Source organism: Pseudomonas sp. 2995-3 (assembly GCF_002742565.1).
Taxonomy (GTDB): Bacteria; Pseudomonadota; Gammaproteobacteria; order Pseudomonadales; family Pseudomonadaceae; genus Aquipseudomonas; species Aquipseudomonas edaphica.
In genome coordinates this window covers 64,194-78,913 of the sequence record NZ_LJSB01000218.1, presented here as the reverse complement: position 1 = coordinate 78,913, position 14,720 = coordinate 64,194, and the positions used below count along the sequence as shown (strand labels likewise).

Annotated in this window: 14 protein-coding genes; 8 read left to right on the top strand and 6 right to left on the bottom strand. The window is 58.7% G+C overall.

Translation table 11 applies throughout. The annotated features are described in order from the left end of the window. The first annotated feature begins 96 nt into the window (after positions 1-96). Complete coding sequence (locus tag AOA62_RS19875) at positions 97-609, top strand: PBECR2 nuclease fold domain-containing protein (protein ID WP_099549497.1); 513 nt, start codon at positions 97-99, stop codon at positions 607-609. A gap of 216 nt (positions 610-825) precedes the next feature. Here the strand turns inward: AOA62_RS19875 and gpmI are convergent, their stop codons facing one another. Further along, positions 826-2,352 (bottom strand): 2,3-bisphosphoglycerate-independent phosphoglycerate mutase, encoded by a 1,527-nt coding sequence (gene gpmI, locus AOA62_RS19870; protein ID WP_099549496.1) that lies wholly within the window; start codon positions 2,350-2,352, stop codon positions 826-828. A gap of 151 nt (positions 2,353-2,503) precedes the next feature. On the opposite strand from gpmI, the gene AOA62_RS19865 reads away from it, so the two are divergent. From AOA62_RS19865 to secB, 3 genes are read left to right on the top strand one after another with little or no spacing between them, the layout of a single operon-like run. Next, positions 2,504-2,917, top strand: coding sequence for a rhodanese-like domain-containing protein (locus AOA62_RS19865; RefSeq protein ID WP_017138635.1), 414 nt, complete (start codon positions 2,504-2,506; stop codon positions 2,915-2,917). Position 2,918: 1 nt separating this feature from the next. After that, entirely contained in the window at positions 2,919-3,173 is a 255-nt protein-coding gene (gene grxC, locus AOA62_RS19860) for a glutaredoxin 3 (protein ID WP_017138634.1), read from the top strand. A 42-nt stretch (positions 3,174-3,215) separates the two neighbouring features. Continuing rightward, positions 3,216-3,695 carry a protein-export chaperone SecB gene (secB, locus tag AOA62_RS19855; protein ID WP_012721755.1) on the top strand — a complete coding sequence of 160 codons (480 nt, stop codon included), beginning with the start codon at positions 3,216-3,218 and terminating at the stop codon, positions 3,693-3,695. A gap of 150 nt (positions 3,696-3,845) precedes the next feature. Here the strand turns inward: secB and AOA62_RS19850 are convergent, their stop codons facing one another. Next, positions 3,846-4,301, bottom strand: coding sequence for a tRNA (cytidine(34)-2'-O)-methyltransferase (locus AOA62_RS19850; protein WP_003171120.1), 456 nt, complete (start codon positions 4,299-4,301; stop codon positions 3,846-3,848). Here AOA62_RS19850 and AOA62_RS19845 point away from each other — a divergent pair. Then, positions 4,300-4,740 carry a hypothetical protein gene (locus AOA62_RS19845; RefSeq protein WP_017138633.1) on the top strand — a complete coding sequence of 147 codons (441 nt, stop codon included), beginning with the start codon at positions 4,300-4,302 and terminating at the stop codon, positions 4,738-4,740. The two genes, AOA62_RS19850 and AOA62_RS19845, sit on opposite strands and share 2 nt — an antisense overlap. 539 nt (positions 4,741-5,279) lie before the next feature. On the opposite strand, the gene ntrC is transcribed toward AOA62_RS19845, so the two are convergent. The 3 genes from ntrC to AOA62_RS19825 all read right to left on the bottom strand — a co-directional run bounded on the left by ntrC (position 5,280) and on the right by AOA62_RS19825 (position 8,708). Further along, positions 5,280-6,716 (bottom strand): nitrogen regulation protein NR(I), encoded by a 1,437-nt coding sequence (gene ntrC / locus AOA62_RS19835; RefSeq protein ID WP_017138632.1) that lies wholly within the window; start codon positions 6,714-6,716, stop codon positions 5,280-5,282. After that, entirely contained in the window at positions 6,713-7,798 is a 1,086-nt protein-coding gene (glnL, locus tag AOA62_RS19830) for a nitrogen regulation protein NR(II) (protein ID WP_017138631.1), read from the bottom strand. Before glnL ends, ntrC begins: the two co-directional genes overlap by 4 nt. 373 nt (positions 7,799-8,171) lie before the next feature. Beyond that, on the bottom strand, positions 8,172-8,708 hold the full coding sequence (locus tag AOA62_RS19825) for a chorismate mutase (RefSeq protein ID WP_099549495.1): 537 nt from the start codon (positions 8,706-8,708) through the stop codon (positions 8,172-8,174). Positions 8,709-9,137: 429 nt separating this feature from the next. Between AOA62_RS19825 and AOA62_RS19820 the strand changes: the two genes are divergently transcribed. Beyond that, positions 9,138-9,377, top strand: coding sequence for a DUF6124 family protein (locus tag AOA62_RS19820; protein WP_099549494.1), 240 nt, complete (start codon positions 9,138-9,140; stop codon positions 9,375-9,377). 70 nt (positions 9,378-9,447) lie between these two features. Here AOA62_RS19820 and glnA read toward each other — a convergent pair whose 3' ends face one another. Continuing rightward, positions 9,448-10,854 carry a glutamate--ammonia ligase gene (gene glnA, locus AOA62_RS19815; RefSeq protein ID WP_017138628.1) on the bottom strand — a complete coding sequence of 469 codons (1,407 nt, stop codon included), beginning with the start codon at positions 10,852-10,854 and terminating at the stop codon, positions 9,448-9,450. A 334-nt stretch (positions 10,855-11,188) separates the two neighbouring features. On the opposite strand from glnA, the gene thiI reads away from it, so the two are divergent. Further along, positions 11,189-12,643: a tRNA uracil 4-sulfurtransferase ThiI gene (gene thiI / locus AOA62_RS19805; RefSeq protein WP_065930794.1), complete on the top strand. Its 1,455-nt coding sequence runs from the start codon at positions 11,189-11,191 to the stop codon at positions 12,641-12,643. A gap of 139 nt (positions 12,644-12,782) precedes the next feature. After that, on the top strand, positions 12,783-14,603 hold the full coding sequence (gene typA, locus AOA62_RS19800) for a translational GTPase TypA (RefSeq protein WP_003217997.1): 1,821 nt from the start codon (positions 12,783-12,785) through the stop codon (positions 14,601-14,603). The last annotated feature ends 117 nt before the right edge of the window (positions 14,604-14,720 follow it).

Genomic DNA, 14,720 nt, shown 5'->3' with positions numbered 1-14,720 from the left:
ATCGAAGAAACGCTTTGAAACGCTCCACCTGCACTGGTTTTTGCTGCTGAGAATAGACTCACGAGCCCTCTAATCAGTCAGTTGGCGCGATCGGCAATGTCCGGTGTTCATGAGTCAAAAGGCCAGCAAACCTGGCTCGATTACGGATTGCCCGACCTGCGTAGCCTTGATCGGGCTCTACGATCTTGCGCACTCGAGGAGGTGTTGGCGGGCAAAGACATTGCCGATGCTGTCGATATCGTAGCTTCAAATCTGGGGATTACCGATTCGACATGCCCTCAGGTTTGTATAGATTCCCCTCTGGGCAGGGTGTTGATCCAGCGCACGACGCTGGGGCACATTGTTGAAAAGCGGCAGGATGCCAGAGAACGATACGTAAAATTCGCGCTGGATACGCTGACAGGGCCTCTGGAAATCTGGCGTGTCGCCTATAGCGACGGCTCGGCTCGGCTGGCGTTCATCGGTGCTTATGAAACCAAGCGACAAATGCTGGTGGTGGTGAATATCCAGGCAGGCAATGTGTTGTGGAATTTCATGCAGACCGATGCCAAGGCGCTGAATAAGCATCGCCATGGGGAGCTGCTTTACAAACGCTACCAACTTTTATAACAGGCAAAGAAAAGGGCAGTTCTCTCGAACTGCCCTAAGTTAGAGCGCTTGATATTCATATACACACCCTCAAGCAGGGGTGTGGAGGTCTCACCCTACGCTGATGTCCAGTCATCAACGGGGTTCCTACGCCAGTTATCGCCGCTGGAGGCAACTGGTTTCGCGCTCACCTTCATTATTGACGGGCTACTCGCTTTGAGCAACCCCCGAACTGTTTCAGACCAGAATCGAAGTACCGGTCATCTCTTTCGGCTTCTCCAACCCCATCAGCTTCAGCATGGTCGGCGCCACGTCCGCCAGCACGCCGCCTTCACGCACTTTCAGGTCGCGCTTGCCGACATAGATGAACGGCACCGGCTCGGTGGTGTGGGCGGTATGGGCTTGCCCGGTGGATTCGTCGGACATCTGCTCGCAGTTGCCGTGGTCGGCGGTGATCAGTGCCTCGCCGCCGACTTTCTCCAGGGCGTCGACGATACGGCCGACGCACTGGTCCAGGCATTCCACGGCTTTTACAGCTGCTTGCAGGTTGCCGCTGTGGCCGACCATGTCGCCGTTGGCGTAGTTGACCACGATCACGTCGTAACGCTGGTTGTCGATGGCATCGACGATTTTGTCGGTGACTTCAGGCGCGCTCATTTCCGGCTGCAGGTCGTAGGTGGCGACTTTGGGCGACGGGATCAGGATACGTTCTTCGCCTGGGAACGGTTCTTCACGGCCGCCGGAGAAGAAGAAGGTCACGTGGGCGTATTTCTCGGTTTCGGCGATGCGCAGCTGGGTCTTGCCGTTTTTCGCCAGGTAATCGCCCAGCACGTTTTCCAGGCTGCCCGGGGCAAAAGCTGCCGGGGCCGGGATGTTGGCGGCGTATTGGGTGAGCATGACGAACTCGACCTTCGGCTGGCGGGCGCGCTCGAAGTCTTTGAAACCGGCGTCAACGAATACATGGCTCAGTTCGCGGGCACGGTCGGCGCGGAAGTTCATGAACACTACGGCGTCGCCGTCTTCCACTTTCACCGGCTCGCCGATGGTGGTGGCTTTTACGAACTCATCGCTCTCGCCACGCGCATAGGCGGCTTCCAGGCCTTCCTGGGCGGTGGCGGCGTTGAATTCGGCCTGGCCGTCGACGATCAGGTTATAAGCCTGGGAGACACGGTCCCAACGGTTGTCGCGGTCCATGGCGAAGTAACGGCCGACCAGGCTGGCGATACGGCCCTTGCCAAGCGCGGCGAAGGTGGCGTCGAGCAGTTCGATGGACGACTGCGCGCTTTTAGGTGGGGTGTCGCGGCCGTCGAGGAAGGCGTGCAGGTAAATCTTGTCGGCGCCGCGCTTGAAGGCCAGTTCGGCCATGGCGACCAAGTGATCCTGGTGGCTGTGAACGCCGCCGTCGGACAACAGGCCCATGAAGTGCACGGCTTTGCCGGCGGCTACGGCTTTATCCACCGCCGCGCAGATGGTCGGGTTCTCGAAGAACTCGCCGTCGCGGATCGATTTGGTCACGCGTGTGAAGTCTTGGTATACCACTCGTCCGGCGCCGAGGTTCATGTGGCCGACTTCCGAGTTGCCCATCTGGCCGTCCGGCAAGCCTACATCCATGCCGGAACCGGAGATCAGGCCGTTGGGCACGGTGGCGGTCAGGCGGTCGAGTACCGGCTTCTTGGCCGAGTACACGGCGTTGTCGTGGTGGCTTTCACTGTGTCCGAAGCCATCGAGAATTATCAGGACCAAAGGTTTAGGCGTAGTAGTCATAGATCCTCTCGCGGCGGTAATAAAGGAAGGCAATCTAAAAGGGAGTAGCAGTTTAAAGCGAAGTTCCGACCACGTCACCGCTTTACGGGGGTTGGCCGCCCCTGACGGCTGTGTATACTTACCGCCATTTTAACGCCCTGGAACCTCCTTGATGGTTGATCACCTGATTGCATTTGCCACTGCCCACTACCTGCTCGCGGGTGCCTTCGTCATCCTGCTGGCGCTGCTGATCGCTCATGAAATGAGCCGCGGTGGCCGCAGCCTGAGCACGTCGGAGCTGACCGCGCTGGTCAACAAGGATGAGGCCGTTGTCGTGGATATTCGCCCGGCCAAGGATTTCGCCGCCGGCCATATCGTCGGCGCCCTGAACATTCCACAGGACAAGCTGATCGCCCGTTTGCCCGAGCTGGAAAAACACAAGGCCAAGACCATTATTCTGGTCGACGCCCAAGGCCAGCACGCCGGCACCCACGCCCGCGAGATGCTCAAAGCCGGTTTCACCGCCGCCAAACTGTCCGGCGGTATTGGCAGCTGGAAGGCCGATAACCTGCCGCTGGTGAAGTGATATGAGCCAGGTTGTCGTTTACTCCAGCGATTGGTGCCCCTACTGCATGCGGGCCAAGGCCCTGCTTGAGAAGAAGGGCATTGCCTTCGAAGAGATCAAGGTCGACGGCAAACCCCAGGTGCGCGCCGAAATGACCAAGAAAGCGGGACGCACGTCCGTGCCGCAGATCTGGATCGGCGACAAGCATGTCGGTGGGTGCGATGACCTGTTCGCTCTGGAGCGCGCCGGTAAACTCGATGCGCTGCTGCTCGTCTGACTCCTAAACCCTAAAAGACCCCAAGATCAAGAAGGATCTGCGATGACTGACCAACAGAACACCGAAGCAGCAGAAGCTCAAGGCCCACAGTTTTCGCTGCAGCGGATCTACGTGCGTGACCTGTCGTTCGAAGCGCCGAAAAGCCCGGCCATCTTCCGTCAGGAATGGACCCCAAGCGTTGCGCTGGACCTGAACACCCGTCAAAAGGCTTTGGAAGGCGACTTCCACGAAGTCGTGCTGACCTTGTCCGTGACTGTTAAGAACGGCGAAGAAGTAGCCTTCATCGCTGAAGTGCAACAGGCTGGTATCTTCCTGATCCAGGGCCTGGACGAAGCGTCCATGAGCCACACCCTGGGCGCGTTCTGCCCGAACATCCTGTTCCCGTATGCCCGTGAGACCCTGGACAGCCTGGTCACCCGTGGCTCGTTCCCTGCGCTGATGCTGGCGCCGGTGAACTTCGATGCCCTGTACGCGCAAGAGCTGCAGCGCATGCAACAGGAAGGTTCGTCGACTGTTCAATAAGTCGATGCGGTAAAAAAATGTGGGAGCTGGCTTGTGTGGGAGCTGGCTTGCCTGCGATAGCATCACCTCGGTTTATCTGAATGACCGAGGTGATGCTATCGCAGGCAAGCCAGCTCCCACACAGACCTCCTCCCACATTTCGTTTATGCGTTACTTGAAGCCGAGCTGGCGCCAGCCTTCGTAAACCGCGACGGCTACAGTGTTGGACAAGTTCAAGCTGCGGCAACCCTCGCGCATCGGCAAACGCAGACGATGGCCATCGGGCAAAGCATCAAGCACCTCCGCCGGCAGGCCACGACTTTCCGGGCCGAACAGGAAGGCGTCGCCTTCGGCAAAGCTGGCATCATGAAACGGTCGCGAGCCCTTGGTGGTGAACGCGAACAGCCGTGGGTGGCCCAGGCTTTCCAGGCAGCTTGCGAGGTCGGCATGGCGCTTGAGCGTGGCGTACTCGTGGTAGTCCAGCCCGGCGCGGCGCAGGCGTTTGTCGTCCATGTCAAAGCCCAGCGGCTCGATCAAATGCAGGTGGCAGCCACTGTTGGCGCACAGCCTGATAACGTTGCCGGTATTCGGCGGAATTTCTGGTTGAAAAAGGATGACGTGAAACATGCACGGCTCCGAAGGCAAAGATGCGTTGCATTCTACCCCTGAAGACGACCCAAGGCCGAAGCTATTGCCACGGGTGATGGGTTCACTGGCGATTGTTGGCTTGATGATCGGGCTGATGATCGGTCGCCTGACCACGCCGGATCCGGTTGAGTTGCAGCAGGTAGAAACAGCGGCAGACGGCGTGGTGGTGTGGTTCAACAGCGAACCCAAGCTGCACGGCGAACATATCGACGGCACCGTGGCGCTGCTGTTCGGCGCGCAAGGCAAAGCTGCCAGCGGGCAACTCAAGGTCAACGACAAGGACGTGAATTGGCGCGTTCGCAAGACCGATGGCGGCCTGCTGCTGAACCTGGTGGCGGCTCGGCCGTTGCGCGGGGAATGGAAAGGGGAGAAGGCCGAGGGTCGCTGGCGGCTGCAGATCCATCTGCGCGAGGAATAAAAGAGGGAGTTCCCGGCCTGCCTGTACCAGGGCTCCCAAAACGGGGTGAAGCCTTGCAAGGCTTCGGTGTTAAAGAGGGAATCCCCGGCCTGCCTGTACCGAGGTTCCCGAAACGGGTGTGGGGCGCGACGCGATCCGCATCAAGCACCCCGGGTGTAAAGAGGGGATTCTCGGCCTGCCTGTACCAAGGTCCCCGAAACTGGGTGATGTAAGGGTTATTGCAGGGCGCGTGCCAGAAGTTGCAATGTGTGCCAAAAAATTTCGCCAGAAAGCGCAAAGCCCCGGAATACGGGGCTTTGGTGTTTTTGCGATTTGATGTTTTCTTGATTCGGCGGGTGTTTCAGGCTGGCTGGATGTGCGCGATGCTAGTTCATGGTGCATTGAAGCGGTGCACTCCACCTGATCGTTCCCACGCTCCGCGTGGGAATGCATCGTGTGACGCTCCGCGTCACCAGTGCACAGATCTGAACTTGCGGTGAGCCTCGGACGCGGAGCGTCCGGGGAGGCGTTCCCACGCCGAGCGTGGGAACGATCAGCAGTTAGGCTTCATCACCCTCATCATCATCCCCGCCATCGACCTTCATCCCCAGCTCCTTGATCTTGCGCGTCAAGGTGTTACGGCCCCAGCCGAGCAGCACGGCGGCGTCGCGGCGGCGGCCGGCGGTATGCTTCAAGGCGGTTTCGATCATGATGCGCTCGAAGGCCGGTACGGCGCTGTCCAGCAGGTTCGACTGGCCGCGTGCCAGGGCCTGGTCGGCCCATTGGCGCAACGCCTGCTCCCAGTTGGTCACCGGGGCCGAATCCTGCGGCAGGCTCAACAGCTCCGGTGGCAGGTCGCTGATGTGTACCTCACGCCCGGATGCCATCACCGTGATCCAGCGGCAAGTGTTCTCCAACTGACGCACGTTGCCCGGCCACGGCAGGTTCTTGAGGTATTCCTCGGTCTCGCTTTTGAGCAGCTTCGGCTCCACCGCCAATTCTTGCGCGGCGCGGCTGAGGAAGTGGCGGGCGAGGGTCGGGATGTCTTCGCGGCGATCCGACATCCGAGGGATGTGGATACGAATCACGTTCAGCCGGTGAAACAAGTCCTCACGGAATTTGCCCGCGTGCACCAGGGTTTCGAGGTTCTGGTGCGTCGCCGCAATGATGCGCACATCGACCTTGACCGGCGTGTGCCCGCCAACGCGGTAGAACTCACCATCTGCCAATACACGCAGCAAGCGTGTCTGGGTATCGGCCGGCATATCGCCGATTTCATCCAGGAACAGCGTGCCGCCGTCCGCCTGTTCAAAGCGCCCGCGACGCAGGTTGGCCGCGCCGGTGAACGCGCCTTTTTCATGGCCAAACAGCTCGGACTCCATTAAGTCCTTCGGAATCGCCGCCATGTTCAGCGCGATAAACGGCGAAGCCGCCCGTGGGCTGTGACGGTGCAGCGCGTGGGCCACCAACTCTTTACCGGTGCCCGACTCGCCGTTGATCAACACGGTGATGTTGGAGTGGCTCAAACGCCCGATGGCGCGAAACACTTCCTGCATCGCCGGTGCTTCACCGATGATTTCCGGGGTGCGGGTCAGGGCTGGCGGGGCTTCCTGGCTTTGTTGTTCCTGGGCGTGCTGGTTGGCGCGCTTGACCAGCGCCACCGCCTCGTCCACATCGAACGGCTTGGGCAGGTATTCAAAGGCACCGCCCTGGTAGGACGCGACAGCGCTGTCCAGGTCCGAGTGCGCGGTCATGATGATCACCGGCAAACGCGGGTGCTGCTCGCGGATCCGCGCCAGCAAGTCCAGGCCACTGGCGCCGGGCATGCGGATGTCGGAGATGATCACGTCCGGCTGCTGACGCGCCAGGCGGCTCATCACCCCGTCGGCGCTGTCGAAGCTCTGGGTGGTCATGCCTTCCTGTTGCAAGGCTTTCTCGAGGACCCAGCGGATAGAACGGTCGTCATCGACGATCCACACAGTTTCACTACGGCTCATGTCGTGGGGGCTCCTTGTTCCAATGGCAGGAAGATCGAGAACGTGGTGTGGCCGGGATGGCTTTCACATTCGATCAGGCCCTGGTGCTGGCTGATGATGTTCTGAGTAATGGCCAGGCCCAGCCCGGTACCGTCCGGGCGGCCGCTGACCATGGGAAAGAAGATGGTTTCCTGCAGTTCCGCAGGAATGCCGGGGCCGTTGTCGATGATCTCGACCTTGGTAACCAGGCGGTGGCGCACATGGCCGATGGTGAACTGGCGCAGAGCGCGGGTGCGCAGGCTGATGCGGCCCAGGCGCAGTTCGTTCTGGCTGCTGATGGCCTGCATGGCGTTGCGCACGATATTGAGCACCGCCTGAATCATCTGCTCGCGGTCGATTAATACGTCGGGAATGCTAGGGTCGTAGTCGCGCACCAGAGTGATGCAGCCTTGGCTTTCGGCCTCGACCAGCTGGCACACGCGCTCCAGCACTTCGTGCACGTTGGTCATCGCCAGGGACGGCAACTTGTTGGAGCCGAGCATGCGGTCCACCAGGTTACGCAGGCGGTCGGCCTCCTCAATGATGACGTTGGTGTAGTCCTTGAGGTGTTCCTCCGGCAACTCACGGGCCAGCAACTGCGCGGCGCCACGAATCCCACCCAGTGGGTTTTTGATTTCATGGGCCAGGCCGCGCACCAGCATCTTGCTGGTTTCCTGTTTGGACAGCTGCGCTTCTTCTTTAGTAATGCGCAGCAGACGGTCGCGGGGGTGCACTTCGAGCAACAGCAGGGTCGCGCCGTTGCTCAAAATCGGGGTCACGGCGTAGTCGACGGTCAGGGTCTGGCCGGTGAGGGCGGTGAGCATCGCTTCGCGCTTGGTAAACGGGTGCGCCTGCTCCACGGCCTGGCGCAACGAACTCAAGGCCTCGGCCGACTCGGTGAACAATTCGCTGATGAACTGCCCATGGCTGCGCTGACCACTGATGGCCAGGAGCATCTCCGCCGCCGGGTTCATGTACTCAAGACGCAGGTCGTCATTGAGCAGGATGGTCGCGGTGGTCAGGTTGTCGAGTAACAAACGGTGCAGTGCATCGCTGATGGTCATCGGGACCTCTTTTGGAGCAAGGCGCGGGCTTGAGGCACACGCTGATACAAGGAAAATGCAAAAACCAAACCAAGGCTCCGAAAAGAAGCGTTAAACCCCTGAAATAAGGGTTTTAGGCGCGAAACTGTGGCGTTCTGCCAGCTTGATCGAGAAGAATCGAACCAAAATGGGCTGGGAGGGTGGGAAGTGTGCAGGCTGTCGCACCAATATAGTGCGGTTTTGTGAAGGTTGTTCAGGAAGTGATGGCTGGTGAAAAATTGTCTGGAGGAGCGGGGTCAATGTGGGAGCTGGCTTGCCTGCGATAGCGGTGGCACATTCACCATTGCTATCGCAGGCAAGCCAGCTCCCACAGTTTTGATTGGGTTTGCAGGCTTTAACCTTTGTAGATGCACAGCTCGGCGGTGGCGCGGATCATTGCCAGTTGGCGCAGCGGATCATTCAGCGGCTCATGCACGGCGGTGGCCAGCCACTGCGGGCATTGCGGGTCGGTGCGCTGCGGGGTGAAGTCGGCCAGTTGCTGCAGCAGGGTTTTTTGCAGTTGGTCCAGCCGTGGTCGGATCTGTTTTACCAAGTCCGGGCGCGGGTCGTCCGGGGCTTTGCCCTGGAACTGCCAGTCGGACAGGTGGGTGTACTGCACCAGCTTATTGGCCTCGATCTGCGCCGAGAAAAACTGCTCGGCGGCAGAAGGGTCGAGTTTGTAGTTGGGCGCTTGGGCGGCGACGCTGGCGATCACCTCTTGTTCGCGCTTTTTGTCCTCTACGGGCTTGTGGCTGTCCCATTTGCTCAGGGCTACCTGATCGGCAATCTCCAGGCGCTCGGCGATGCTGTTGAGCAAAGGCTCCAGAGTGGGCGGCGCTGCGCTGGCTGTGGCGCAGGCGAATAACAGGGCGAATGCAAATCTATGTTTCAACGTAGATCTCCTTGTGGGAGCGGGCTTGCTCGCGAAGGCGGTGTGTCAGTCACCCGATGCATTAACTGATACGCCGCCTTCGCGAGCAAGCCCGCTCCCACATTTTGATTGGGTTTGCAGATTTTGGGCAGTGTCAGCCAGAGGCTACCTTAGCTTGCGTGCTTGCCTACAGGTGCGCCAGAATCCGCCGGCTTGTACGGCTGGCTTGTCGTCTCTAAGGTTGCTCGGTCGCTGCTCATCAGCGATCAGGTTTAGTAGCCTGAGGGTTAAGTTAAGTCGTACCACTCCGACCTTTATGGCGGCTGTGCGTAGGGCACCTTCGGGTGCGCCGGCTTTTGCTTAACTTCCCCGGTCTACTAACCTGCGCATAGCTGCCACCCTATCGTTTAGTAGCGAGTCGATGGCGGCCTCATTCGAGGAAGTTAAGACATGTTCAAGGCAACGCCAAATCCACCGCCATCCGTTATCGCCATCGACCCCGACAGCGACGACGAATCCCTGCTGATTAACAGTTTCGAAGCCTTTACCTCGGTCAGCACCTTGTTGCTTGATTTGTCCGAGGCGCTGGAAGGCAAACACCGCGATACCGTCCTGGCCATTCACCAGCTCAGTGCCCTCGGCACCTTGATGGTGGGCAACATGCTCGACCGCCACGCCCCGGCTCGCTAAACGCCAGGCAAAAAAAAGACCTCCCGAAGGAGGTCTTTTTCGTTACGCCGCGTTAAGCAGCGCTACCGGATCAGCAGCTGTAGTACAGCTCGTATTCCAGTGGGTGTACGAAGGTGCGTACTTTGATTTCTTCTTCGCTTTTCAGCTCGATGTAGGCATCGATGAAGTCGTCGCTGAATACGCCGCCTTTGGTCAGGAACGCACGGCCCTTGTCCAGCTCTTCCAGGGCTTCTTTCAGGCTGCCGCACACTTGTGGGATCTCTTTGGCCTCTTCAGGCGGCAGGTCGTACAAGTTTTTGTCGGCGGCGTCGCCTGGGTGGATCTTGTTCTGGATACCGTCCAGGCCAGCCATTACCAGCGCAGCGAAGGCCAGGTATGGGTTAGCTGCCGGGTCCGGGAAGCGCGCTTCGATACGGCGAGCGCGAGGGCTGGACACGTAAGGAATACGGATCGAAGCGGAACGGTTACGCGCCGAGTAGGCCAGCATTACCGGTGCTTCGAAACCTGGCACCAGACGCTTGTAGGAGTTGGTCGACGGGTTGGTGAAGCCGTTCAGGGCCTTACCGTGCTTGATGATACCGCCGATGAAGTACAGGGCAGTGTCGGACAGGCCGGCATAACCTTCGCCAGCGAAGGTGTTCTTGCCATCTTTGGCGATGGACAGGTGAACGTGCATACCCGAACCGTTATCGCCGTACAGTGGCTTAGGCATGAAGGTAGCGGTACGGCCGTAGGCATCAGCCACGTTGTGTACGCAGTACTTCAGGGTCTGAACTTCGTCAGCCTTGGCTACCAGGGTGTTGAACTTCACGCCGATTTCGTTCTGGCCGGCAGTCGCCACTTCGTGGTGGTGAACTTCGATGACCAGGCCCATCTCTTCCATGGCGTTGCACATGGAGGTACGGATTTCGTGGTCGTGGTCGAACGGCGGAACCGGGAAGTAACCACCTTTGATACCTGGACGGTGGCCTTTGTTGCCGCCTTCGATGTCCTGGTCAGACATCCACGAACCTTGTTCGGAGAAGATCTTGAACATGGAACCGGAGATGTCGGACTTGAACTTGACCGAATCAAAGATGAAGAACTCTGGCTCCGGGCCTACGAATACGGTGTCGCCGATACCGGTCGACTTCAGGTATTCCTCAGCGCGCTTGGCGATCGCACGTGGGTCGCGGTCGTAGCCTTGCATGGTCGAAGGCTCGATCACGTCGCAGACGATGATCAGGGTTGGGTCTTCGGTGAACGGGTCGAGTACGGCAGTGCTGTCGTCCGGCATCAGGATCATGTCGGAAGCTTCGATGCCTTTCCAGCCGGCAATGGAGGAACCGTCGAACATTTTGCCTTCTTCGAAGAACGCATCATCCAGCGCGTCGCGAGCCGGCATGGTCACGTGGTGCTGAGTACCTTTAGTGTCCGTGAAGCGCAGATCAATCCATTTAACGTCATGATCTTTGATGAGTTGAACCGACTTCGACATGGTGTCCTCCGGGTGGCTTCGGGCTGGGGTAGTGGAGTTAGCCCTTAGAATGTGGGTGATGCCGGCGCGAATACTCGACCAAGGCAACCTGCCTCACAAGAGAGCAAATTGCATGCCAGTGCGCCAACATGGCCTTTTTGCCTCAAAATGGCCCCTATAACGGTGCAATCCGCTGAAGCGGAATAAATAACGCACTGCAATGTAGCGTTAATTTGCGCAAATGACCCGTTTTGGTGCGCTGCATCTGAGATGCATATTAACTGGTTAAACCTTGAGCGATTTCCGCTATAATCCGCGCCCCCCTTTTTCAGCAGGCCCGGCGCGCGCTGTTTCCATGAAATTAATCGTAAAAGTCTTCCCCGAGATCACCATCAAAAGCCGACCGGTACGGACGCGTTTCATCCGTCAGTTGGCCAAGAACATCCGTGCCGTGCTCCGAGACCTGGACCCGGCTGTGGTGGTGAACGGCGTGTGGGACAACCTCGAGCTGGAAACCCGCATTACCGACGCCAAAGCCTTGAAGGACATGACCGAGCGCCTGAGCTGCATGCCGGGCATCGCGCATTTCCTGCAGGTCGATGAGTACCCGTTGGGCGACTTCGACGACATCACCGAAAAGTGCAAGCAGCACTACGGTGAGTCGCTTGAAGGCAAGATCTTTTCGGTGCGCTGCAAGCGCGCCGGCAAGCACACCTTCAGCTCCATGGATGTCGAGAAATACGTCGGCAGCAAGCTGCGTCGCGAGTGCGGCGCCGCCGGAATTTCCCTCAAAGCGCCGCAAATTGAAGTGCGCATGGAAATTCGCGACCAACGGTTGTTTGTGATCCACAGCCAGCACAACAGTATCGGCGGCTACCCGCTGGGCGCACTGGAACAGACCCTGGTACTCATGTCCGGCGGTTTCGATTCCACGGTGGCGGCCTACCAGATCATGCGTCGCGGCCTGATGAGCCACTTCTGCTTCTTTAACCTGGGCGGGCGTGCACACGAATTGGGCGTGATGGAAGTCGCGCACTTTATCTGGAAGAAGTACGGCAGCTCCCAGCGCGTGCTATTTGTAAGCGTGCCGTTTGAGGAAGTGCTGGGCGAAATTCTCGGCAAAGTCGATAACAGTCATATGGGCGTAGTATTGAAGCGTATGATGTTGCGCGCTGCGTCCCGAATCGCCGATCAGTTGCAGATCGACGCGTTGGTGACCGGTGAGGCGATCTCCCAGGTGTCCAGCCAGACGCTGCCGAACCTGTCGCTCATTGATTGCGTCACCGAGAAGCTGGTCTTGCGCCCGCTGATCGCCAGCCACAAACAGGACATCATCGACCTGGCAGAAGAAATCGGCACGGCCGACTTTGCCAAGCACATGCCTGAATATTGCGGGGTCATTTCGGTGAACCCCAAGACCCACGCCAAGCGCAACCGCGTGGAGTATGAAGAACAACAGTTTGATATGGCGATTCTGGAGCGTGCGCTCGAGAACGCCAAACTGGTCCCGATCGATCGTGTCATCGATGAATTGGGCCAGGATGTGCAAATCGAAGAAGTCAGCGAAGCGCTGGCCGGCCAGATCGTCGTCGATATCCGTCACCCGGATGCCGCCGAGGATGAGCCGCTGGAAATCGCTGGCATCGACGTGCAAGCGCTGCCGTTCTACGCATTGAACGCGCGCTTCAAGGAACTGGATAACAGCCGTCAGTACCTGCTGTATTGCGACAAAGGCGTGATGAGTCGCCTGCATGCCCACCATTTGCTCAGTGAGGGGTATGCCAATGTGCGCGTTTATCGACCGAGCTAAGAGCCCGGGGCTGTTTGCCTGTGGCCTGCGTCACCGGCCCCCCGACTCTGCCGTCAAGCTGTAACGGCAAGGCCTGACTCTACTGTTAATCGCTGCCACGACCTGTCAGCACACCGAATCCTCTGATCGAGATACACAAGTGATCGAAAATCTACGTAACATCGCCATCATTGCTCACGTTGACCATGGTAAAACCACCCTGGTAGACAAACTCCTGCGTCAATCCGGCACCCTGGAGCGCAACGAGCTCAACGACGAGCGCGTGATGGACTCCAACGACCAGGAAAAAGAGCGCGGTATTACCATCCTGGCTAAAAACACCGCTATCAACTGGAACGGCTACCACATCAACATCGTGGACACCCCGGGCCACGCCGACTTCGGCGGCGAAGTAGAACGCGTAATGTCGATGGTTGACTCCGTTCTGCTGCTGGTTGACGCTCAAGACGGCCCTATGCCGCAAACCCGTTTCGTGACCAAGAAGGCTTTCGAAGCCGGCCTGCGTCCGATCGTGTGCATCAACAAGGTTGACCGTCCAGGCGCGCGTCCGGACTGGGTTCTGGACCAGATCTTCGACCTGTTTGACAACCTGGGTGCTACCGAAGAACAGCTTGACTTCAAAGTGGTCTACGCCTCGGCCCTGAACGGCATTGCCGGTCTGGAACACACCGACATGGCTGAAGACATGACCCCGCTGTACCAGTCGATCGTCGACAACGTACCGGCACCAAAAGTTGACCGTGAAGGCCCGTTCCAGATGCAAATCTCGGCACTGGACTACAACAGCTTCCTGGGTGTTATCGGTGTTGGCCGTATCGCGCGTGGTAGCGTCAAGCCGAACACTCCAGTTGTCGCCATCGGCGCCGACGGCAAAAAGCGTAACGGTCGTATCCTGAAGCTGATGGGTCACCACGGCCTGCACCGCATCGACGTTGAAGAAGCTTTCGCCGGCGACATCGTGTGCGTGAGCGGTATGGACTCGCTGTTCATCTCCGACACCCTGTGCCAGCCAGACAACGTTGAGGCGATGAAGCCTCTGACCGTTGACGAGCCAACCGTTTCCATGACCTTCCAGGTAAACGACTCGCCTTTCTGCGGTAAAGAAGGCAAGTTCGTGACTTCCCGTAACATCAAGGAACGTCTGGACAAAGAGCTGCTGTACAACGTTGCACTGCGCGTTGAAGAAGGCGACTCGGCTGACAAGTTCAAGGTTTCCGGCCGTGGTGAGCTGCACCTCTCGGTACTGATCGAAACCATGCGTCGCGAAGGCTTCGAAATGGGCGTTGGTCGTCCAGAAGTGATCATCCGTCAGGTTGACGGCGTGAAGCAGGAACCGTTCGAAAACGTGACCATCGACACCCCTGAAGAATCCCAGGGCAAGGTCATGGAAGAGATGGGCCTGCGTAAGGGCGACCTGACCAACATGGTGCCGGATGGCAAAGGCCGTGTACGTCTGGAATACAACATCCCTGCGCGTGGTCTGATCGGTTTCCGTAACCAGTTCCTGACCCTGACCAACGGTGCTGGCATCCTGACCTCGATCTTCGATCGCTACGACACCATGAAGTCCGGCGACATGTCCGGCCGTCAGAACGGTGTTCTGGTATCGGTAGAAACCGGCAAGGCGCTGACCTACTCCCTGGAAACTCTGCAGGCGCGTGGCAAGCTGTTCGTTGAACACGGTCAAGAGATCTACAACGGTCAGATCGTTGGTCTGAACAGCCGTGACAACGACATGGGCGTTAACCCAACCAAAGGCAAGAAGCTCGACAACATGCGTGCTTCGGGCAAAGACGAAACCATCGCTCTGGTTCCACCTGTTCGCTTCACCCTGGAACAGGCTCTGGAATTCATCCAGGACGACGAGCTGTGCGAAGTTACGCCTAAGTCGATCCGCCTGCGTAAGAAGATCCTGGACGAAGGCGAGCGTACCCGCGCTGCCAAGAAAGCCAAGAACTGAGTTAACTCAGGCTGAATGAAAAACGCCCCCGGTCGAAAGGCCGGGGGCGTTTTTTTATGCCTGATCGTTCCCACGCTCTGCGTGGGAATGCCGCTTGGGACGCTCCGCGTCCCGCTT

Coding starts and splice junctions, on each gene's coding strand:
- AOA62_RS19875 (WP_099549497.1), top strand. CDS start 97: ATGTCCGGTGTTCATGAGTCAAAAGGCCAGCAAACCTGGCTCGATTAC.
- gpmI (WP_099549496.1), bottom strand. CDS start 2,352: ATGACTACTACGCCTAAACCTTTGGTCCTGATAATTCTCGATGGCTTC.
- AOA62_RS19865 (WP_017138635.1), top strand. CDS start 2,504: ATGGTTGATCACCTGATTGCATTTGCCACTGCCCACTACCTGCTCGCG.
- grxC (WP_017138634.1), top strand. CDS start 2,919: ATGAGCCAGGTTGTCGTTTACTCCAGCGATTGGTGCCCCTACTGCATG.
- secB (WP_012721755.1), top strand. CDS start 3,216: ATGACTGACCAACAGAACACCGAAGCAGCAGAAGCTCAAGGCCCACAG.
- AOA62_RS19845 (WP_017138633.1), top strand. CDS start 4,300: ATGCACGGCTCCGAAGGCAAAGATGCGTTGCATTCTACCCCTGAAGAC.
- AOA62_RS19850 (WP_003171120.1), bottom strand. CDS start 4,301: ATGTTTCACGTCATCCTTTTTCAACCAGAAATTCCGCCGAATACCGGC.
- ntrC (WP_017138632.1), bottom strand. CDS start 6,716: ATGAGCCGTAGTGAAACTGTGTGGATCGTCGATGACGACCGTTCTATC.
- glnL (WP_017138631.1), bottom strand. CDS start 7,798: ATGACCATCAGCGATGCACTGCACCGTTTGTTACTCGACAACCTGACC.
- AOA62_RS19820 (WP_099549494.1), top strand. CDS start 9,138: ATGTTCAAGGCAACGCCAAATCCACCGCCATCCGTTATCGCCATCGAC.
- glnA (WP_017138628.1), bottom strand. CDS start 10,854: ATGTCGAAGTCGGTTCAACTCATCAAAGATCATGACGTTAAATGGATT.
- thiI (WP_065930794.1), top strand. CDS start 11,189: ATGAAATTAATCGTAAAAGTCTTCCCCGAGATCACCATCAAAAGCCGA.